We start from the raw sequence: 22,092 nt of genomic DNA, 5'->3' as shown, positions 1-22,092 counted from the left end.
GACAACTGCCTCAAATAGCTAGTATTCTCATGGTTTACATTCCAGCTTTTAAGTAGTCCCAAAGTACTTGCCTATTTGATTCCGTTTCTTTCAAATCTTTGGAAAAAGGTAAAGAATCAATACCAAAATGAATAGCAGCATCGACAAAATCGGTGTAGGAAATTTCTGGAGAAAAATAACCATATCGCTTTTGAGTATAGAAAGTGTCGATAGTCTGAAAAGATTTAGCAAACAAAACTCCTAGCTCTTGGAGAGAATCATAGGTTAATTCCGAACTAGGGTTAATAGGCCATAGATGTCTTGACTGCCAAACTGCATCTGTAATAATATTTCCTCCATAACGCTTAATTTCTTCTTTTATTCCCCCTTCTAAAGATGAGCCAGGATACAGCAAAAGAGGATATGCTGAAACACTAGTTACATAGGGCATATTTTTAGTAAGATAAGAAAATGTTGTTGCTATTGTTTCTAAGGTATCTCCTATATAAAAAAGAATATTTAGCTTGATAATAATACCTAGATCATAGGCAGCACGCAGTATTTCAGATGCTCTGTCAAGATACCTTTGGGGATCGCGAGTTTTACCCATTCGGAGAAGAATATCAAAAGAAGCACTTTCTAATCCCAAATCCAAAATTCGACAGCCCGCTTTTGCTAATTTATCGAGACGGGTTGGAGTTAAATATTCTACACGAGTACTAGTTCTCCAGGTAAAATTTAAACCTCTCTCTTGACGTTGAATAGCTAACTGGGATATTTCTTCATCTTGCATGAGAAACATAGGTGTTTCTAGATAAATACAAATTTCATTATCCCCATATATATCAGTAATATATTCCGCTTCATCGATGATAGATGGTATGTCCTTTTTACGCACTCCAGTTTTTGCAGAAACACAGAATTCACAGCCGAAAGTACAACCTCTACCAACTTCCAAACTTGGTGCAAATGTCTGGAAATTTGGATAGAGGCTATAGTTAAGTCGAGTCATTTTTTGAGGATTGAAAGCTAAATCATAATGAGTTGAGCAAATCTCTCCATTAAGATTACGATAAACAATATTATTAACTGTATCAAGAGGTTTCTTGTTAGTAATATGATCAACAAGTTGACACAAAATTTCCTCGCCTTCACCTCTGACTACGATATCTATCGCTGAACATTCCAATAATACTGTTTCTGCAATTTGTCCAACATGATCTTTACCACCAACAATTATAGGAATAGATGGAAATCTCTTGCGAATTGTGCTGGCTATTTTTAGGCAAGGAGGATAGCTAAAACCACTGACGCAAGATAAACCAATCACATGAGGCGAAGTCTGCTCAATTTCTTGTAAAAGTTTTATCAAACAATCTTCTTCAGGATGGGATTGAGGGTCAAAAATACCAACATTAAATCCTCTCTCTGTCATATAAGAGGCGATTACTAGAATGCCAAAATTCAGCCTTTTTAAAAAGGAAAAAGCTAAATCATAGGGTTTTTTGCCTAAATCGATTGGGATATTAACTAAAAGTAAGTCCATGATTTTACCTATTGTTTGATTTTTTGAGTGTTTAGTAGCTGTTTAGATTTGTTAAATTAAGAAACTTTTGTAACTAAATTAGTGAGTAAAGTTTCCACTTTGTGAAATAATTCTTCTTGTAGCCCATCATTAATAATCATAAAATCTGCTATAGCTACAGTTCCACCTAGCTCGATTTTCTCAATTTCTCTATAATCTCGTGCTTCAGCTTCATCTCTTTTAAATGGTCTTATTGTTCTAGAAGCTAGGCGTTTATAACGGATATGCTTGGAAGTAAATAAAGCTAAGACTACTAATTTATCACCGAACTCTTTTTTCAGAGATTTATATTCACTAAAGCTTCTTATGCCATCAATGATAACAAAAGAATTTTTTATCAATTTAGCTTGAATCCAAGGTAAAGACAGTTTTACACAAGCATCCATTCCATACTTGTTTCTGATTTCCTCTCTAACTATTGGCTCAGTCAAGGGCGTAATTTCTAGTCCGCGTTTTAAGATTTCTTCTCTAATTAAGTCTCCAAAGCTTAATACAGGCAAGTTCTGATTTTTAAAATATTCAGCTACTGTACTTTTACCAGAACCAGCCATACCAACAATTGCTAATACTTTCATTGCTTACCAATCTAATTTTATTAAGAAGAAATTGAATAAAATCTAATATGCGTCTTAATTACAGCAAACTTCAGGAGTCTTGAGTAAAATAGGCTAAGTATCTAGTTTTGATTCTAGATTTTGTACTTGGTTTATCTACAACCTGCTGTAAGAATAATCAGGTTTAATTTAGGTGTCAAACATTCTATCCCATGCCTCCAAAACTAATCTCTGTGTGCGGTATTCACCAAACTGTTTAATTTCGTTATTCTTTAAAACGCGGAATGTTTCGCTGGGGAAGTCTGCGCCATAGATATCAGCAGGGTCTAGGATATATCGCAGTTCATCACGGGTGAGTCCGTATAGTTTGGCGTAATATGCGTCTAATTCTGCTCTTAATAATGCGCGTCTGTTGGGGTTCCAAATGAAGGGTTCGCCGTCGTATCCTATATCTTTGGCGAAGGGTTGCATATCCCAGGCAGTGTAGACTAATTCCAAAACGCGAGTGCTGATAAATTCAATGTCTTCTTGGGTATATCCTTCTGGAGGAATCACTGGAAGTTGTCGCATTGTAAAAAATTTAAGATGTATTCCTGCGACTTTTTGCCTAGCTACAAAATCAAAAGTTATGCAATTTAAATTAGCAAGCAAGCATGAAACTAACTTGTCATTATCAATTTTGGGGAACATTAAAAGTACAGTGTCCCCACAAGCTGCTATTGGTAATAAAGATGCAATTACTGTACGTTCACTAGTTGAATTTGTAATATCTCTCCAACCTATTAACCAGCTTTTATTCCATTTGCCATTTAACTTAGTTTCTACCTCAGTTAATTTAATCCAGTAACGAGGTGATACTGTTAAATTAGTGTTTTTTTTAGTTTCCTCTGAAATATGAGGTAAGATACCAGCATTTAAATTAGCTTGCGTTGCACCTTCATAAGTAGAATAAAGATGGTCAAATTGGTGAAATAACTTCGCTTCGTAAAGTGGAAGTAAATTACTACCTGTGTCATTTTTAAATAGACTACTATCATTCGCCATGTGAAACATAGCCATAAATGAAATATTCCAATAATTACTACCTATTTTTTCATTCTCTATTACAGGAAGTAAGCGATAAATCTTTTTGGTAATTTCGGCATCGCTACTAGTTCTAAAAATTGGGCAAGTAAGAGTATTTGGATTAATTAAAGCAATCTCTTCTGAGGATAGATTAAAATGACGTACCTGGTTATTAGTATCGGCAAAGTAACGGCAGAAAAATGTAAAGTCTGCTTCTTTAACTTTAACATTTTTACCTGTAACAGCTAAAGTACAAAATTTAAAAGAGTGATGTACTGATGGAAAAATAAAAGCTTCATTTTCAAAACCTGTTAAACTTGCTAAGGACTGAGATTTAATCAAATCACCGAAATACTTTTTAGTTGTATCATCAGTCGCAATTCCCGTAGGAACAATTATACCTAGCCTTCCATCAGGCGAAATTAACTTTCTTGTAGTCTCTGCAAACACAGCATAAGTATTGATATCTCCCACCGCAGTCAAAGAAAATCTACTAGACTCCCGGAAAAACTTACTCTGCGCTTCAGCATCATGTTTTGCTTTTTCAAAAGCTTGTGCTAGCTCAGGATTTTTCTTTGGTAATTCTTTAATTAGCTTCTCTCGTGCCGCCTTGTTTATAGCATTAGCAATTTCCGCACTTTGAGAAGCAAAAAACTCCTTTTCTTGTAGCTTAATCCGTTCCCAAGGTGGATTTCCTAGTACACAGTCAAATCCATCTACTTCAAACACTTCAGGAAACTCCAAAGGCCAGTGAAAAAAATGCTTCTCCTCAGCCAACTTATTTGTTGCATTTACTATCTCTTGTGTTGACAAAGTACCTTGCAATAGCTGAGTTAACACCGCCGTTGTTGGCAAAAGCTGCAAGTTTTCTTCAGTCAAGGGCATAAAAAATGCCGCAGTCCACAAATTACACGTAGAATAATCTCGCCACCATCCCAAATCTTTACGAGCTTGCTGATATCGTGCTTGCTTTTCTCTCACTTGTTGCGGTGTGGATTCAGGAATATCTCCTAACTCCCGCGCACTTTCTGTATAGTGTGTACGTTCAGTTTGTAAACCTCCAAATATTGATAATTGTCCTTGGTTATCTGTCTCCCGTTCTTTCTTATTCCGCTTCTTAAACTGTGAAGATAACTTTTTATCATCCCCGGTTACAGGCTTATAAGCTTCATCGGGTATTCCCTCAGATAGACAATTAATATCCAATACTCCTACTAAGGAATTTCCACATTTAATTCTGTGGTCTAAAAAGCTAAGTGGTAACCTACCAGGAAATCCTTCAATCCATAAGGCAACCTTGCATAAATCCACTGCTAACGGGTTTAAATCCACCCCATAAATACAATTTTGAATAACATCTCGAATTGCTAATTTTAAAGGTTCAATTCCAGGTTCTGCTTCACCTGTACGGACTTTGGCTAATTCTTTACCAATCCGCCTTGCTGCTGCTAAAAGAAAATGCCCTGAACCACAAGCTGGATCACATACTTTTAAACTAAGAAGTGCTTTTTCTAATTCTTGATTGTTTTCTGAATTGCCTAGCTTCTGTTGCGTACTATGAAGCTTTTCTTTAATTACTGGTTCAAGTGCAGTTTTGATCAGTTGTTGTACAAGCTGTGGTGGGGTATAATAAGAGCCGGTAGTTTTCCTGTCGCTGCCAAAAACTAAAGCAAATTCATATATCCCTTGATGGAAAATTACTTGGGGATGAAATTCAAGTAAACTTTCATACACACTGCCTAATTCTTCTACGTCTAGGTACTCATAATTAACCCGCCGTAGTTGTCCCTTGTCTTGGTACAACGATAGCTGACGAAGTGCTATCAGTAAATCATAATTATCAATTGCACAATTATCTAAAGCTGAAAGAGTACCTGAACCAAATAAATCTCCATTGAGGGGAGACAAACCTAGTACTTCACCGCGCCAGTTTTCATCAAAGAGCAAGAAAGTTACCCACAAACCTTGCCATAAATCTTGAAAACCTTCCCGCCGCCAATGAGGACGTTCGGCTAACTCTCGCAAGCGTTCAATGCTGTAATATTCTCGGTAAATCCGAGATTTCTCTAAGTCATCTCCAATTAATAATAAATTGCGGGATTCTGCCACCATTAAAAACAGCAAACGATAAATTAATCGCAACAATTGGCGATATAATTCGTAATTTGTAACTTCTGCTTCGTAATTGGGGATAATTCCAAGTTTTTGACGCAGCCGTTCGTTTTGCGGATGTTGAATAAAACCGTTACCTAATTGAACAATGGCTTTTTCAACCCCGTCCCGTAGTTTTTCGCGTACCCGTCCGCCTTGTTGAATTGCCTCTTGGTGATAATATTCCAGCAAACACTTGTCTGCATCATCCACACCTTCAGGCAATCGGGAACGGTGAAACAACCGATAAAATAGCCCAAAATCAGCAAAGTTCTCACCGTTGAGAATCTGTTCTAAGTCAAATTCAACGTAAGTAAGACGAGTCATCAACGAAGAGTCACGCAGTAACCGCCAGCGATAACCATTGGTTGCGATCGCCCACAGATGCTCTGTCTTGTTAAGATACTCCTGCACCAGTGCGTGTGCTGATAACCTGGGTGTGCCACTGGGAGGACGTTTATCGATTTCTAACCGACAACCAATAATATGGATAGGTGGTTTATTTTCTCCTGCTTCTGCACGATGGGAAATCGCATAAGTTTTGTCCTCTACGACTTCGGCTGTTGCAGTGTATACAGGTTCATAACCTAGACTTTGCAGTAATGGCACTGTCCAAAGTTCACGGGTAATTGTAGTAGCGGAATTATTTTCATCGAGCCTTGCCAATGCGCGTTGAAATGCTGCCCAGTATGCTTTAGCATCGCCCCAGGCAGTAGCAATTTCATCTGCTAGCTTGTCAGTTTTATTAAAACCAAAGTCTTCTGGCAATTGTCCTTTGATGCTGCCTTCGAGCATTTGGGCAGTCATATCTGGAGCTAGTAAATTTCCTTCGATTTGAAGCGCAGTTAATGTAGTTTTCATATCTGGAGAATTAAAAATAAAAAATTAATAGCTGGTAGCAGCGCAGTTGCAAGACTACCAGCCTTTTACTTACGTCCGGGTTGGAGGATGAAAATGCCGAGAACATCCATCGGCAATTGTGGAGTGACGCGAATTCGACCTTCTTGGGTCATTGTTCTGACGCGTCTATGGCTTTGTAAAAGTTCTTCTGCTCTTTCTCTGGCAAACTTTTCCAAATCTGGCTGGAGTTCTTCTAACCTTTGGAGTAAGTCACCAATTTCTATCTGCTTCATAGCTTTAGTAACATCACTGACTGGCTTCGCTTGTTGCAGTAATGATGTTGCTTCCAACTGCGATAACCAGCTAGGGCTAGAGGGCGAACCTGTAAAGCCAATAACCGCGCATTCTTCCGCTAATAGAGATGTGGTATTCCGTGTTTCTATACTACGTTTAGAACTATCTAACAAATGCCGTAACCTTACCAACAGCAAAGTTGTGCGCTTTTGTACCGCATTAGTTGTAGTAAAGCCGCATCGTGCTGCGATCGGTTCATTTGTATGGGAAAGTGCATCTTCTAGGATGTACCGTGCCAAGCCTTCTACTAAAGGGTGATTTCGTCCTACGTATTCCACGCCCTCTGGTGTTGGGGTGGAAAAAGAGAGTAAACGCGACTTATCCCCTAAAGTTGACTTAAGAAAATCCGGTGGTTGGGAAAGTAACCATCCCTGCTTTTTCTTAATTAAAGAACAAGATATGCGATCGCAAGCCGATAAGACAAACCGCTCTACATCCTGCTCATTCCCTAAAATTTGGTCAGAGTCAATTAATTCCTGTTCTACTTGCTCAGGCTTAATGGCACGTTGAGCAAAGCGAGTCCGATTGGTTTTTTCGCGTTCTACTGCCTTGTCCCAATTCTTATGAACTTTATCAACCGCAGATTCTTCTTGAAACTCAAACAGCGATAATTGAATAACCTCAGTAGTACGTTCAAAAAGGGATTTAAATACTGCTTCCGCTACAGTAGTACTTTCCATTGGTACGGGAACAGTAATCCCTAAAGACTTGTGAATCTGCACAGCTTTGCGAATCAGAACATCCAGAACTGCACCATCAACAGGATTATCTCGACCATAAAGCAAGCAGGCTTTCACCTTAGTTGCTATTTGGCCGTAGCGGTCGATACGTCCTTCGCGCTGTTCTAACCGGTTAGGATTCCAAGGTAAATCGTAGTGAATTACTGCACTGAAGTGCGTTTGCAGGTTTACCCCTTCACTCAAACAGTCTGTAGCAACTAGCACTCTTTGGGGATAATATTTTAACTCTTCTAGTCGAGTTTCTCGCTCATCCTCAGAAAGTTCTCCAGTAATCGCAATTACGCGGATCTGACTACCTTTTTTCTCCAATTTCTGCCTGAGAGCATCAGCTACATAGTTTGCCGTAGCAATATAGCGACACCAGACAATCGGGTTCATCTGGTCTTTGAGCAGAGATTCTACTGTAGCAATGCACGATTGCAGCTTTTGGTCTTTGCCACCTTGTAACTTCTCTGCTGCTTGCACAAAAGCTTTAAGTTTACGTTTGTCCGCGTCTTTATAACTTTGCTGTCCCTGTTCTATGACCAAAGTTGGCGAAGCATCAACGGCTTGTTCCTGTTCTGTGGGATCGTGGACATAAGAACTCATCAAATCTTCGTCTAAATCAGCGACTAAGCGTTCGCCTGATTTACTAACTTGGCGATTTAATGTAGCGATCGCAGCCGCAGGTGAAGACATGACACAACGGATCAAAGCCAAAGCCGACCAGTATCTTCCCCGACGTTGAGCATGACTCATGTCCGCCGTAGTCGTTTTCACTAGACCACGGGCAAAATCATAGACTTCATCAAATAGTTCTTTGTACTCTTTCGATAACTTATATGACTCCTCGCTTGACTCTCGTTCGGGAAAAGGAGTTTCATTCCCTAGCCAAAGCTTGACATCTGCCCGTCTACGCTGAACAAAATGATTGGCTAAGTGGTCACGTTGTTTGTCAGTTAAGCTATTGAGATTGAAATGCTCAAACTCCGGCTTCAGCAAACCTAAAAGTGAGAGAAAAGATTCTTCAATCCCACTGTGAGGAGTAGCTGTAAGTAACAGTAAATGCTGTTCTTGTTTTTGGGCAATTTCTGTAATTAGCTGGTGTCGCTGCTGCTGGGATGTTGTAGTTTTATTTGGACGGGCGCAAGTATGTGCTTCATCCACAATTACTAAGTCAGGGCAGTGAGTTATAAAGCTAGCACGACGACGATCTGCCTTGGCATAGTCCAAGCTAACAATCAGGTGGCGATAATAACTAAAAACACTGTCATTATTAGGTATGTTTCGCTCTAATTTGGAAGCTGTGCCAGAACGTACTACCACCGCATCAATATGAAACTTTTCACTTAATTCCTGCTGCCATTGATCGCACAAGTGTGGTGGACACAGTACTGCAATTCGCTTAACTTCACCTCGGTCTAGCAATTCACGAGCTATTAATCCAGCTTCGATGGTCTTACCAATACCCACGTCATCAGCTACAAGCAGTTTTACCGTCTCTAACTTTAGTGCCATCAATAAAGGAACTAACTGGTAAGGACGGGGACGCAATGACAACCGTCCTAAACAACGAAAAGGCCCTGCACCGCTACGGAGTAAAAGACGTGCAGCATCCATAAGCAAAAGTGCGGCTGCATGGTCTTGTACGCTAGTAGCTTGAGGTAGAGGAAATGTAGCTGATTCAATCTTCTCTAGCTCTTCTTCTAAAAGCTTTTGGTAAATACCAGCAATTTCATCTTCATTGCCAGAAAGCGGTCGTAGACGAATAACATCTTGATTTTCTGAAGGTAGTATCACCCATTGCCGACTGCGACAGGTGACTATTGAACCAGGTGAATGGTTCATAGTTTGTGCCATTGTTAGCCTATATTAGTATTGAAAATTTGGCAGCAGATTAATTAGTAAAAATAGTAGTAATTACTGAATTAATACTTATGAGCAAGCAAGTAGTATGCTCACAAGTCTTTTCTGTTTTAAAGTAAGCTTAAGTACAATGTAAGTAGTAAGATTACTTAATTCAGTCATTTTTTATAAAATTTCTGCTTTTGACCAAGCGTAACCGCCCGCCGACGGCGATCGCAGAGATTATTGAACCTCCCAAGATTATCACTAGTCCGCCTGAAATTGGCTACTGGATTGATACCAGCCGTATTGGTGTTAAGCCTTGTGCAAAGATTCGGTTTACCAGCAAGTTGTTAGAAAAGCCTCTGCTACGGGAAAACTTAAAATCCGTAACAGGTGATGCTGACGGGATTGTTTCTATTGTGCGGTCTTTTAACGAAACTGTTGGGGTCGCATGAGGGCTGGTGATGGGCAGTAGGGGGGCAAGCATACCAAAAGCTATAAAGTTATCGATTCTTTCCTTGCTGTAACCAAAAAAGAACGCCGCATACCTTTGATTTCGCGTGGGGTCAATTCGACAGCATATCGTCCGTAATTTGCTCTGATTTCTCCTGGTTGAATTACTGAAGCATTCCAGTCGTGAGCAGCAAACAACTGTTCTGGTTCGTCTGTACCGAAACGCCAGTGCTTGCTAATCAAGCCATTCTGATGTTTAGCCCCAACTTGCCATGACTTGACACTGACTAAATCAGCCCCCAAGTAGCTGCCGTCAGCACTCAACTGACTAATCATTTTGAGTAACTCATTAACTTCCACTTCATTCAGGTACATTAATAGTCCTTCCATTAGCCAAAGTGTTGGGGCTTCAACCTCAAAGCCTTTTTGCAAAAGCAGATGTGACCAAGGTTGCGTTAGATCAGCAGCGATCGCCTGACGATGGCACTTGGCAGGTTTATCTTGTAGGATTGCTTCTCTGTACTGGATTAATTCTAGTAAATCTAATTCGTACAAACGATTTTGTGGTGGGAAGGACAGACGAAATGCTCTTGTGTCTAACCCGACTCCTAGAAAGACTAACTGTTTAGCTTCGGGCAACACAGACAAGATGAAGTCATCAAAGAAGCGGGTACGGACTGCAACAAACTGAATCCGAAGCGCACTACCAAGGAGATTATTGCTATCCTCCTGTTCCCATTTCTCCCGCCAAGCTTGCCCTGTCTCTCCAGCTAACTGTGTGGCTAATGGATCATCAAACAGGTGGTCTGGTCTGTCAGCTTCTATTGCACGTTTAGTTGCCATTATCAGTGCTGTGCGGCAAACTTCATCTTTAATTTTAGGCACATCATTCATTACTTTGGGTTTTAGCAGTTATCGTTGCAGTCCAATTGTCTCACCTTTGTTTATGTGTGATCTAGTATTAGTTGTAAAAATAGAGTGCTGATTATTAAAAACATAACAATAACAGTAATCATTGATTAGTAAGTATTGAAATCATGCTCATATTGATTTGTAAATTAGCTAAATTCTAGTAAGCCATTTGGTTAGTGCTAAATCTGCTAGTGATTCTAAAGAGTTAGAAACATCGTTGTAACCTTGAGAAATTGGGACGGGCATAAATGATTTATGAGAAAGACTCCAATATAAATTTCTAGGACGTTTTTCTCGTGGTATGGCATCCCATTCGGATTGAAGTTTCATTCGCCCAAAACCTTCTGGGACATGACCTAGATGAGTAACTATTTCACTTTCTAGCCATAGCCGTAACCGACCAATTACTTCTTTTTGCCGTGAGTTAGGAGTTGGCAACCAGAAAAATACAACTGGTTTATGAGATGCCCTTTGATAGCAAAATTCAGCCACAGGTTTCGATTTACCCTTGCCATACCTGATAGTATTTCTACTCTCAATTTGTTCCTTGATTCGCTCATCAAAGCTCAAAATTTTCTCTCGAAGCTTAAGAATTGCTTGCTGTTCCTCTGCTGAACAAGCACCAAGCCAATCTAAAAGCAATTGTGGTGTTTCTGAAATGCTATGTTTTGTACTACTGAAATTTAGCTCTTGATAGGAAATAGGAATTGACCAAGTTTGATTAGTGCTGATGTCTTGCAAACACAACTGGAACTGTTGATTGTCTTTGAGTACTTGAATCTGCAATAAATCAATTTTGAGCAGATTATACTTGCAATCAATCAGATTATGTCTGTGGAATGAAGGTGCGGCAGCTATCAGTTTAACTGGTTGGTGATAGTCTATTTGTTCACAAAAAAGTCGCTCATCTAGCAAATTATCATAATAACGGGTTAGCTGCTGGATAACATATCTATCTTCAGCATTTTTTAGTTCTAAAATAACTAACTGTTTGCTCTCGTTCAAAGCTAAGATATCGCAGAATTCGCCCTTAGCCGCATACTGCCGTTTGAGAGGTGTAAAACTTAATAATTGCTGTAGATTCTCCCAAATAAAATTTTCTAAGGCAGCTTCGGACGCAAACTCCCAACCTTCACCTGTTTTTCTTAAAGCAGCACCAGCCAGCATACTTTTGGGTCAACGTTAAAAAATCAAATTACAGTTAGCTTACCTTGATCAAAGTAAGATTGCGATCGCTGTGGAAAATTTTCATCGCATCAATACTGACTGCGACCATTGAAAGACATTGATACTTGTCAGGTTATCTACTGATATTTTCCGATCTTACTTATTTAAGTGATACAAATTATACCCATTTTAAAATACCTGTGTTAATTTTGCTATAGCTTACTCGTAGTCAGGGTTATATGGACTTTGTAGTTTTAGACACTGAGGGGAAACCGGAATTAAGTGAATTGGCGATAGTGGATAGTCAAGGACGGTTGATCTATGAGGGGTTTTCTAGTGATTATCCCAATCACAACAAGAATCTGCCTAACCTTAAAAGTCTCAAAACTCTGCTTACAGAGTTTCTGTCCCTTGTCCAAGGAAAGAAAATAGTTTGCCACTATGCCTTGCATGATATTTACAGTAAACCAAAAAGTTTTTCCCAAAGAGCGATCGCTAATTCAGCCTACGTATTTTAAAGTGCTATATAATACTAAATATATAAATGATCCTTATAGAATCCTGAAAGATTTCCAAAAATGAAATGATGAGAGTAGTGTGTAGCATATTGACTGAAAAAATTGAGCGTTTCATCAGAAGAACTGGCAATAACCGCCTCAGAAACCCTTGATGAGGTTATTGAGTGTTTAGTAGAAAATTTTTCCATTGAAACTCAGGGGGGATGTGACCAGCAAACTTTATTTGAAATTCTAATTAAGGCAGCTAGTAGTGGAGATAGTATTGAAAATACAGCCAAATTATTAAAGAACGTTCCCACAGCTAATGATATTAGATATCATCTCAATAAAATCAACAATTTTGAGGAATTAGAGGCGCAAATAAATCAAGCGCTGAAAAGTCGAATTCCTTTAGGATTGAAAAAAGGCTCTTTAAAAATAGCGATTGATTTAAATTTAATTTGTTATTATGGTAAGCCAACATCAGAGGAATCAGCATACATATATCGAAGTCAAGCCAAAGCTGGTACTCATTCATTTTACGCCTATGCAACTTTATATGTGATTACTAAGAATAAGCGTGTAACCCTTGCAATAAGGGGTGTTCGTCAATCAGATACTAGTGTCGCTCTGATTACTTATTTATTAGCAGAACTTGACTCTCTTAAAATAAATGTGAAGAAACTCTATTTAGATAGAGGTTTTTTTAATACTCCTGTAATCCGATGGTTACAGGCATTAGATATTCCCTTTCTTATGCCTGCCATCAAAACGGGAAAAAAGGGAGGAATAAAGCAATTTCTCAAGGGCAGGAAAAGTTATAAAACTACTTATACAATAACAAGAGATAAAGATGATTCAGTTACATTTGATTTATGGATTATTTGTAAGTATAGGAAGGGAAAGCGTAATCAGCGTGGAGTTCAATACTTTGTTTATGTCACTCACAAGGTAAGAACAAATTTAGATTATATTTATCAAGATTATCGAAAACGATTTGGGATTGAAACTAGTTATCGTCTGAAGAATATTTGTCGAATTAGAACAAATAATAAAAATCCAGTTTTGAGATTACTATTTGTGGGTATATCTTTTCTTTTAGTTAATATTTGGGTAAATCTACTTTGGCTCAGAATCAGTCGTAAAAGGAAAGGTAGCCGATTAATTTATCGCATACTTTTTGCGCTAAAACAGATGTTAGCCTTTTTATCTCAAGCTATTGAGCAGAAATATCAAGTCGTTGAAAGCATCTATATTCCATCAGGTTAATATTGACCCTTTTCGGCTAGCTAATCATAAGTAATCATAATCTATACTATGTCTGCTAGTGGGAATATTCTGTATTTATAAGTATCATAAGCTACAAGTCTTCTAGTAATCGCTCTTATTTTAAAAACTTTTTGGTTTACTGATAACCGCCTATCTCTCCGTGAAGGATGGAAAGCACGTATGGAGCCTCTGGAACCAACTAAATAAATTAATTCGGAAATCTAGCATCAAGCGTCACAACTTCTATGCTATCTCTAACTGGGGGTCTTTGGTCAAGCGATTGTCAGAGCCATCTGGCAAAAGCAAGCTACGGCACTAAAGACGATTTCTTGGAACATATACCGCTAAGTTCCCTTTGTACAATTTTGCCTACTGTGGGTAATTTTGTCCAAGTTTTTATAAGCGGGAAGAAAGATCCGAGCCAGTCTTTGATGCCGATGGTTCTCCAGTTATTTCCCAAGAAGCTGTAGCTTTGAGAGATGCCTTAGTCGATAAGTTAGCATGTCTTGATCCAATCCCTGGTGCATTAGAACAATTGCTGTGGCATTTTGGTCACAAGCAAATTGCCGAAGTTACAGGTCGTAGCAAACGAGTTCTGAAAGATGAATCTGGACGTTTGTTCGTTGATTCACGGGGTAGTGGCGCGAATATTGCTGAAACTGCTGCATTCATGCAGGGTGACAAACAAATCCTCATCTTCAGTGACGCTGGTGCGACAGGCAGAAGTTATCATGCTGATCTAAATGCTGCGAATCGTCGGCGGCGATCGCATTATTTGTTAGAAGCCGGCTGGAGAGCAGACAATGCCATCCAAGGACTTGGGCGATCGCACCGCACCAACCAAGCATCAGCACCCGTGTTCAGACCTGTTACCACTAACGTCATCGGTGAACGCCGCTTTATCTCAACCATCGCTCGAAGGCTAGATAGCTTGGGCGCACTCACAAGGGGGCAAAGGCAAACCGGAGGTAACGGAATATTTTCAAACAAAGATAACCTTGAGTCAAACTACGCCGAATATGCACTGTATGAACTGTTCAAGCAGATATTCCAAGGTCGATTTTATGAAGTCCCTTTAGGAAAGTTTGAGCAAATGACTGGATTGTGCTTAACCTCTCATGAAGGCGGGATGAAAATCGACTTGCCCCCATTGCGGCAATTCCTTAATCGGCTGCTGGCTTTACGCATCGATATGCAAAACATCATTTTCGAGCGTTTTGAGTTGTTGCTAAGTCAACAGATTGAGGCAGCGATCGCTAATGGTGTCTATGAGATGGGTGTGGAAACTTTACGGGCTGAACGCTTTGCTGTTGAGAGCCAGGAAGCTGTGTACACTCATGCTCAAACTGGTAGCGTCACCAATTACTTGAAAGTGGAACGCACTCAGAAGAACCACATTAAAACTGCTATTGAGATGTTAGAGTTCGCCACTCATTATCTTGGAAGGCTCATGATCAACTCCAAGTCGGGTAATGCTGCTGTGTCAATTCCGACGCATAGCATCTACGACGCTGATGGTGGTGTTGTCCCAAGAGTTTTGCTGATTCGTCCACAGAAAGAAACTCGCCTACCAGTCCAAGACTTGGAATCTTCCACTTGGGGGCAAGTTTCTATTGATGCGTTTACTGCTGCTTGGTCTACTGAAGTAAACGAATTACCCAAGTTCACAACCGATTACCTGCATTTGGTAACTGGTATTCTATTGCCTATCTGGAAAATCCTGCCACAGCACAGTAGTCGAGTATTCCGACTACAAACTGCCGATGGACAAAAGATACTCGGTCGGGTGGTGAATGCTCACGACATTCAAACCGTGCGCGAACAACTCGGACTAAGAAATCAGGTGCTTTGTCCAGAAGAACTTGTGAAGCTGGTACTGAATCAGAGATATACACAGCAACTACCAGGAGGAATTACGCTGCGGCGGTCTTTCGTTGCTAATGAACCTCGCATAGAACTGGTTAATGCTATCTCACTGGCAGAGCGACTCTTAGCTGTGGGTTGCTTCACCGAGATCATCAACTGGCAAAAGCGGGTATTCATTCCGGTTTCAGACAAAGCCCCAGCTATTCTAGCGGCTGTGATTGAAATCTTGGGATAAGTCAAAAGCGTCAAAAGCTGATGTATCTAATAAATACATCAGCTTATTTTCGCTCAAACACAAGTGTGATTTTATTGTCCGAAATGAAGGTAAGCGGACGATTTGTCAAGGTAATCTAAAGACGGGGGAGGAGATATTTCCACTTTCAGAAGAACCTGCCAGTGAGCTAGAAGTTCTGATTTTAGAGAGGGAACGATTACTTCACAGGAAACATGAGCCATCACATAATGGACACCATATTAGCAGTCATAATGTTGAGTTGAACTGAAATAGCAAAAAAGATTAGTAATTGTACTAAATAGCACACCCGCTTTTATTCAATTACGATTACCTTTGAAACCGCGATAATAATTCTTCACGATCAGCCTGTAAAAGTAAGCCAAGATATTCTTCCTTAGATAACTGCATTAACTGAGGAATAATTGCTTCTAACTCACTATCTAAATTTCCAAAACGTACTTTTAAAAGCGTCGAAATTGTTTCCCTTCTTTCGATTTCCACACCTTCTTGTTGCCAACTTGTTACAATCTGCATAACTTCCTCCCGTTCATCTAGTCCCATTCTACTAATCACCGCTTGAAAAACCTGCTTCTCAGTATCATCAAGCCGCAAATAAGTATCAACAAACCCCGAAATTAATTGCATTCGTGCTGGATCTAACCTTAAAGTTGTCAGTAACCGCAAACATTCCGCCTTCACCTGCGGACGTTCTGACACCGCAATATTCATCTTCGCCATCAACGCCGCTGCCACCGGATTTGGCTGCGTTAGAAAATCCCGCCAACTCAGACGATTTAATTGAATTGCTGCAAACTGAAATTCCAGCACCTTTAACTCGCCGAACGTGACACGATAATTTTGGGATTCAGCACGTTTTGGTTCATCGAAGGAGAAAATTACAACTGGATAAATTGGTAAATCATATTTTTCATGCAAGCGTGCAAAATACTTAAACATCCGCTTGGCAAATTCTGACTCAGTATAAGACTGATTTTCAACGTGAATTAAAAAATAAGTTTTTTGTTGCTGATAACGCACCTGCGCCAGTAAATCAATTTCTTTCTTTTCGCCAGATGTGACATCAGTAAATACATCTTGGGGTAAAAACTGGATAGAATCGCGTTCTATTTGGCTGGCTACTTGAGGCAGGAATAAATCGAGAAATTCAACAAAAAATGTAGATATTAATTCTTTGAAAAGCCTGTCATGGTCAATCATTGTACCAACTCCTCCAACACGGGGCAGATATAGCGTAGCTGACATTAGAGGCAAAATAGTACAAATTTACCTAAATCCGAGGTTTGTAGTATGCCAATAACAAAACTAAAGTCCTTATTCTTTCGTTACAGGCTTGTCTAACAAGGAGAAAACATGACTTGAATGATTTATCTAAAAGTGATAGCTAAAAAGCTTATACAATAATACTTTCAACCCATTTTGCCCCTAATATCAGCTACTGCTATATTTACCCTTTATTACAAAACGAATTGAGTTAAGTTGCCAAGAGGTAAACTCTATAATGATATTATTTTATACAGGCTAAACTTATTAATGGTACGGCACGTAATGTTAATTTCTGTATCATTTATTACAATTATTCCTTGGAACTTTCCTTTTGTCTTTTAATTTATCTCCAATCACTCACAACCATTTATATTTTTTGGTTGTGCGACTTGAATCTACCTGTAATAAACTCTCGCTTATTTAGAAAGTAAGAATTTATTGCTCTTGTCTTACTCTTAAGTCCAGTTCTATTTTCAATTTTTGACAATCGCTTCAAGCTGACTAAGCAGATTTTCTAGCTGTTGAGTTTTTTTCGGATCACTCCAAAGCATCTTGTTTTTCTTTGCCACCTCAATCGTGTTAGTTAAGCGTTGTTTCAGGCTTACAGGTTCGGACTCGGACAGTGCTTTTTTACTACCATTCAATGCTTTAACTCGTTGCTTGATTTCAGAAAGGCTAAGGAAATTATTGATAGCTTCTTCTAAAACTTTTTGCCTGCTATCTTTGTCTTTGACACTAGCAATCAGAATTCCTTTAGTGTAATGAATTTTACCTTGACGAATAGCATTCAATATCTCTACTGGTTTTTTAAATAAGGGAAGTCGAGTTGCAACGAATGATTGCCAAGTAATTCGCCCGAATGAATTAAATACCTGTTGAACAAGTTCAGCTTCTTGACTAACCAAAACGTTTTGGTTAACAGTATTTTTTGTTGCGTTGTTCATTCGGTAAAGAAAACTAACAACTTGCTCAGTTTCATAGCCCAGTTGAATTTCAAGCACTCGCAAGGTGTTGTCTAATTCCTCTAAAGCACTGAAGTCACGACGATTTGTATTTTCTGATATCGCAGCATAAAAAGCTGTATGATCATCCCAATCAAAAACCTTGACTGGTATCTGTTCCAATTTTAGTATCGCTGCTGCTTTTAATCGCCGAAGTCCTGCAACCAACTCATATTTTTCAGATTGAGTGGGATGGGGGCGTACCCATAGAGGAGAACGAATTCCATTGGGTTGAATATCATTTAGCGCCCATTGTTGTAGATCTTCTAAATCATAGTAATGCCGAACTGGTTTGCCATCTGGAATAAATGTGAATGTACAAACAATTGCGCTGTGCGGAATGATTTGTTCTTGAGCTATTTCCGCTATTTGTACAATTTCCTGAGTAGTGGCTTGTCCAAAGACAAAATTCAGTTCTTCATTGTTAGCAATATTATCCTTGAGTTTTCGTCGAGTCATGATTCTGATTCAAATAACTTCAAAGCTTCTGTTAGGATTTTGACGTAAGCACTTGCCGCCGCTTTAGGAGCTTCTCCCTTCATACGAAACACTGTACTACCTTGTCCAGGTGCATCCTTAATACATTGACGGTCAGGAAGGGTAGTATTAAGCAAAGGTATAATACCGCTTTGCAAAGCTTCTCTAGCTTCTCGTAACAAAATAGTGTTGTCTTTTACTGCATTCAGATAAATCGCTGCTATCGGTAGCCCTCCTCGAATTTCCTTTGCTTGACGCACAAATTGTACAATTTTGCCTGTACTTGCTAAATCGATCATGGAGTCCCTGCAAGGAATAAGTACTAAATTAGAACGGATCAAAATTGCTTTTGTCACCTCACTTGCATTTCCTGGGCCATCAACAATTACAACATCATAAAACTCTGCTAACTTTGGAAGTTCGTCAAATAAAACCTCTGGATCACCAATGACCTTACAAGGTAAGTTCAGATCCTTCAACCAACTTGATGAGCTTTCCTGCCCATCTGCATCAACTAAAATAGTGGAATGCCCCATCTGGGTAAACCAATCAACAGCATGAACTGCTCCTGTTGATTTCCCTGCTCCACCTTTCTGGTTAGCAAATGCCAAAATTTTAGGAAGCTTTTCAGATTTGGTCGTAGTCTTCGTAGGCTTGGATTTTACCATAGGAGCAATTCTCACTTTGCAACAATTGTATTAGTCTTCATAGAAACCTCTGGGTCTGAAACCCCGTCCTTGCAGGACGGCTTTACAATTACCGAAATAACTCAATTAACCAAAATATATGGCTTGATGTTATCACTGATTCTAAAAAAAGAATGAAAATAAAGTTAACCAAAACGTTTTGGTTAAACAAAACGAATACAAGTAACCCCTCTGACAGAAAGACTAATGAAATCTACCGAGCGTCCATCTAAAACACCAGAGAAACAAGAGCCAAAGCTCAACGGTCAAATTTCCAAATTTAGCCCTACCCCGGCTGATGACAAGTTGCCGGAAGAATTCACAACTGAGCCGCAGCCTGTCAATGAAAAACCAGTAGAGCCGCCAAAAATTCAGCCGCAGGTGACTGGCAAGCGCAACAAGAAAAAAATAGATTCACCACCAGCAACCAAACCTCATATACCCTTTCAAGACCGCCCCGAAGAACCAGAATTACCGCCGGAACCCTGTCAGCACATGCAATTTCTGGATTGCAACTCGGAGGTAGGGCGTGTGATATTCGAGTGCTATCACTGCAAGCAGGGGATAATCAGCGAGTACACCGGGGAACCCGTAATAGGCGAGTACAAAGGACGACCTTCAGTAATTTTCACAAAAGTAAAATGCCCCAACTGTGAGCAAACAGCAATTAGGCTGCAAGCAAGGGAAGTGCTTTCAACAACAGCGATTCCTTCTCCTTGGCAGCAATGATGGCACACTCCCTCTTCAAGAGTGATTAGTAAGAGATATTTACGATTGATAATGCAAAAGTTGAAAATTGTACCCTTAATAACTGCACTAACGGCACTGATACTAACTAGTTGCAGCACTACTACTGCTGAACAGTATGAAGCTACAGCACTCACCAGTTACACCTGGCAAGTCAAGTATGCCAATGATCTAACTAGCCAACCACAGCCACGCATTGAAATCTTTGCGAATACTTCAATGTTGAATAGGAATGGATTGAAACCGGCAGGAGCAGTTGTTGGCCCAGATGACAAAGGGCTATGGTGGCCTACTGTACCGCCACGACCAAGTGTTGATGAAGTTGAACAACGCAAAAAATCTCAAGAAGAGGCAGGCAAACCTGAATTGATGAAAGATGTTCAGTACAAACTGACCTACGGAGTGGGTAATTTACAGAAGGCACTACCTACTAATTATGATGTTTATCGACAAGTAGTAAAAGCTTACCCCCAAAGAACTCCTTTGGAATTGACTTTGGGTGTAAATGATAATTCAGTTGAGAAAGCTGAACCTGTAAGCAAGTGATAACGCACTCGTTACATAGTCAACAAGAAGTTAAAGATCAAAACTGAATTGCTTTTCAACAAAAAATTGACATTAAAGTATAAATCAAAGAGTCAACGATGATCTAATTTAATTTCTGCTGCGTTGATAAAAAAGATTTCAAAAATTCCTATTGGGGGCTATATGGGGGCTATATATACCCCAACAATAGTTCAAGACTTTGGTGAGATTTTGACCCCTATATAGGGTGTATATAGGTGCTAAATGGGGTATATTTGACTGATTAACATTTTGTACCCCATTTAGCCCCCAAGGGGTTATGATAAGCTCTTGAGATTAGGCAAAAAAGGGGAAGTTATTTTATCAAACAGAATTCAGGAGTCAGGAGCCAGAATTCAGAATTGAATTCTGTGCGACTGGCGGATGAATAACCGGGTTTAAGACCCCCACCAAATCTACGATTTGGTGGTTTCAATCAGTCGGGGATTCAGACCCGCGACTGATTTATTCTGACTCCTGAATTCTGACTTCTGAATTCTTCTTCAATCTTCTTTCTCTTGCTCTTGCAGATCACTTCAACAGATAATTTTCACTTTCTCAAAGTGTATTACCTTTGTATTTATGTCAAACATTCACACGTTGCAAAAAATTTTTTCTGCGGGTTTCGATAACGGTTACGGAAGCCTTAAACTTTTAGTCGAAGGGTTTGAAGTAGTTCGTGTCCCCAGCTATATAACTAATGCCGAGATGGAAGATGTTCCAGGGCGTGTAGTTTTTAACGGTAGTGCTTATACTGTTGGAGAGTCTGCTTACCGGACAGGGAATTATTTCGACCGGAATACCGATAATAATGAAAACAAAGTCAACAACGCATTATTGACTTTATTGGGTGCATTGGCACATCTCCCACACCGTAAGGCTTGGCACTTAAAATTAGTTGTCAGTTTACATGATGTTGGTCTGGCATCAGAACTACAAAAAGTACTCAATGGAGAATATCAGCCAATACTTGCTGGCAAACAATCTGACGTGAAAGTAGAAGTGCTGAAAGTTGTACTAGAGGGTATGGGTGCATTATTTGGGCATCCACTACCAAAAAAATTAACCATTTTAGACTTTGGCAATGGAACAACCCTGTATTCTCGTTATAACCGGGGTCAGCGAGAAGTTCACACTGCTTACCCCATCGGTGTAGAAGTTCTCATCGATGATATCTCACAAAAAATGAAACATTTAAATGGCGGAAAAATTGGGGATGCTTCCAAGATCCGATTTTGTCTGGAAATGGGGCATACCAGGTACAGCCGTGATATTGATATCAAAGATATATACAGTGCTTCTTTAAAAGATTGGTATGAAAAATACTTGAAGAAAGTGGTGAATCTTACATTGGATGCCAAGCACCAAGGGGATGAAATCTGGGCCATTGGTGGAGGCTGTCTGTTACCAGGATTTAAAAAGTTGTTAGAGAAGAACGGTTTCAAGATTCTCGACAATCCGGTGGAAACCAATGTCTTTGGGCTTTTAGAGATGGCAAAAGCCATTAGCAGCAAGAATCCAGCATCTACATCTATTAAGTGATCGCAATGGCAGACAAACTTGACTTAACCCCAGAAAAAGTTCGGATCAAAGATAGCTACCGAGAGCGGATATTTGCCGAATCACAGCAATTAGGCAAGAGTTACCTGGAGACGCTCTACTTTATCATTGATTGCTATTTTGCTTTCAGGAAGGGTGCATTTCCCACACAACAAGTAGCTTTCACGCCAATTAATACTGAAGATAAAAAACTCTCTTCAAGGACTGCAACTCCATTTGCAGAGGAGGAAGAAGAAGATTCTGATGGTGAAACATTCAGTCTTGATTTTGATTTGTAGC

General features: G+C 39.6%; 17 protein-coding genes. 8 read left to right on the top strand and 9 right to left on the bottom strand.

Annotated elements, in window-relative coordinates; all coding sequences use genetic code 11:
* Positions 1-34 precede the first annotated feature (34 nt).
* From NLP_RS31705 to NLP_RS31690, 4 genes are all read right to left on the bottom strand, one after another.
* Positions 35-1,525 carry a B12-binding domain-containing radical SAM protein gene (locus NLP_RS31705; RefSeq protein WP_104910167.1) on the bottom strand — a complete coding sequence of 497 codons (1,491 nt, stop codon included), beginning with the start codon at positions 1,523-1,525 and terminating at the stop codon, positions 35-37.
* Positions 1,526-1,581: 56 nt separating this feature from the next.
* The gene (locus NLP_RS31700; protein ID WP_104910166.1) at positions 1,582-2,139 is read right to left on the bottom strand and encodes an AAA family ATPase; all 558 of its coding nucleotides are present in this window, start codon (positions 2,137-2,139) and stop codon (positions 1,582-1,584) included.
* 168 nt (positions 2,140-2,307) lie between these two features.
* Positions 2,308-6,195 (bottom strand): Eco57I restriction-modification methylase domain-containing protein, encoded by a 3,888-nt coding sequence (locus NLP_RS31695; RefSeq protein ID WP_199784906.1) that lies wholly within the window; start codon positions 6,193-6,195, stop codon positions 2,308-2,310.
* 65 nt (positions 6,196-6,260) lie between these two features.
* Complete coding sequence (locus NLP_RS31690) at positions 6,261-9,107, bottom strand: helicase-related protein (RefSeq protein WP_104910165.1); 2,847 nt, start codon at positions 9,105-9,107, stop codon at positions 6,261-6,263.
* A gap of 188 nt (positions 9,108-9,295) precedes the next feature.
* Here NLP_RS31690 and NLP_RS34460 point away from each other — a divergent pair, with 188 nt between their 5' ends.
* Complete coding sequence (locus tag NLP_RS34460; RefSeq protein ID WP_199784905.1) at positions 9,296-9,550, top strand: hypothetical protein; 255 nt, start codon at positions 9,296-9,298, stop codon at positions 9,548-9,550.
* 40 nt (positions 9,551-9,590) lie between these two features.
* On the opposite strand, the gene NLP_RS31680 is transcribed toward NLP_RS34460, so the two are convergent.
* Together NLP_RS31680 and NLP_RS31675 are read right to left on the bottom strand one after the other, a co-directional pair.
* A complete protein-coding gene (locus NLP_RS31680; protein WP_104910164.1) occupies positions 9,591-10,442 on the bottom strand; it encodes a class I SAM-dependent methyltransferase in 852 nt (283 codons plus the stop codon).
* Between the two features lie 168 nt (positions 10,443-10,610).
* Positions 10,611-11,627, bottom strand: a complete 1,017-nt coding sequence (locus tag NLP_RS31675) for an endonuclease NucS domain-containing protein (protein ID WP_104910163.1) — start codon at positions 11,625-11,627, stop codon at positions 10,611-10,613.
* A gap of 239 nt (positions 11,628-11,866) precedes the next feature.
* On the opposite strand from NLP_RS31675, the gene NLP_RS31670 reads away from it, so the two are divergent.
* The 3 genes from NLP_RS31670 (at position 11,867) to NLP_RS31660 (ending at position 15,494) form a co-directional block, all read left to right on the top strand.
* The gene (locus tag NLP_RS31670) at positions 11,867-12,145 is read left to right on the top strand and encodes a hypothetical protein (RefSeq protein ID WP_199784904.1); all 279 of its coding nucleotides are present in this window, start codon (positions 11,867-11,869) and stop codon (positions 12,143-12,145) included.
* Between the two features lie 102 nt (positions 12,146-12,247).
* Positions 12,248-13,393 carry an ISH3 family transposase gene (locus NLP_RS31665; protein WP_234017400.1) on the top strand — a complete coding sequence of 382 codons (1,146 nt, stop codon included), beginning with the start codon at positions 12,248-12,250 and terminating at the stop codon, positions 13,391-13,393.
* A 472-nt stretch (positions 13,394-13,865) separates the two neighbouring features.
* A complete protein-coding gene (locus tag NLP_RS31660) occupies positions 13,866-15,494 on the top strand; it encodes a strawberry notch C-terminal domain-containing protein (RefSeq protein ID WP_234017399.1) in 1,629 nt (542 codons plus the stop codon).
* 327 nt (positions 15,495-15,821) lie between these two features.
* Here NLP_RS31660 and NLP_RS31650 read toward each other — a convergent pair whose 3' ends face one another.
* The 3 genes from NLP_RS31650 to NLP_RS31640 form a co-directional block, all read right to left on the bottom strand.
* Entirely contained in the window at positions 15,822-16,757 is a 936-nt protein-coding gene (locus tag NLP_RS31650; RefSeq protein ID WP_325034777.1) for an Rpn family recombination-promoting nuclease/putative transposase, read from the bottom strand.
* Between the two features lie 494 nt (positions 16,758-17,251).
* Positions 17,252-18,238, bottom strand: coding sequence for a ParB/RepB/Spo0J family partition protein (locus NLP_RS31645; protein WP_234017398.1), 987 nt, complete (start codon positions 18,236-18,238; stop codon positions 17,252-17,254).
* Positions 18,235-18,924 carry a ParA family protein gene (locus NLP_RS31640; RefSeq protein WP_234017397.1) on the bottom strand — a complete coding sequence of 230 codons (690 nt, stop codon included), beginning with the start codon at positions 18,922-18,924 and terminating at the stop codon, positions 18,235-18,237. Before NLP_RS31640 ends, NLP_RS31645 begins: the two co-directional genes overlap by 4 nt.
* A 225-nt stretch (positions 18,925-19,149) precedes the next feature.
* On the opposite strand from NLP_RS31640, the gene NLP_RS35890 reads away from it, so the two are divergent.
* The 4 genes from NLP_RS35890 to NLP_RS31620 all read left to right on the top strand — a co-directional run bounded on the left by NLP_RS35890 (position 19,150) and on the right by NLP_RS31620 (position 22,091).
* The gene (locus NLP_RS35890) at positions 19,150-19,671 is read left to right on the top strand and encodes a hypothetical protein (RefSeq protein WP_325034776.1); all 522 of its coding nucleotides are present in this window, start codon (positions 19,150-19,152) and stop codon (positions 19,669-19,671) included.
* A gap of 51 nt (positions 19,672-19,722) precedes the next feature.
* Complete coding sequence (locus NLP_RS31630) at positions 19,723-20,235, top strand: hypothetical protein (protein WP_104910160.1); 513 nt, start codon at positions 19,723-19,725, stop codon at positions 20,233-20,235.
* A 600-nt stretch (positions 20,236-20,835) separates the two neighbouring features.
* On the top strand, positions 20,836-21,795 hold the full coding sequence (locus tag NLP_RS31625) for a ParM/StbA family protein (protein WP_104910159.1): 960 nt from the start codon (positions 20,836-20,838) through the stop codon (positions 21,793-21,795).
* Positions 21,796-21,800: 5 nt separating this feature from the next.
* Positions 21,801-22,091 (top strand): hypothetical protein, encoded by a 291-nt coding sequence (locus NLP_RS31620; protein WP_104910158.1) that lies wholly within the window; start codon positions 21,801-21,803, stop codon positions 22,089-22,091.
* The last annotated feature ends 1 nt before the right edge of the window (position 22,092 follow it).

It is taken from the genome of Nostoc sp. 'Lobaria pulmonaria (5183) cyanobiont' (genome assembly GCF_002949795.1).
Lineage (GTDB): Bacteria > Cyanobacteriota > Cyanobacteriia > Cyanobacteriales > Nostocaceae > Nostoc.
Note: the sequence above shows the minus strand (reverse complement) of the source record. Positions and strands in the feature narration are given on the sequence as shown.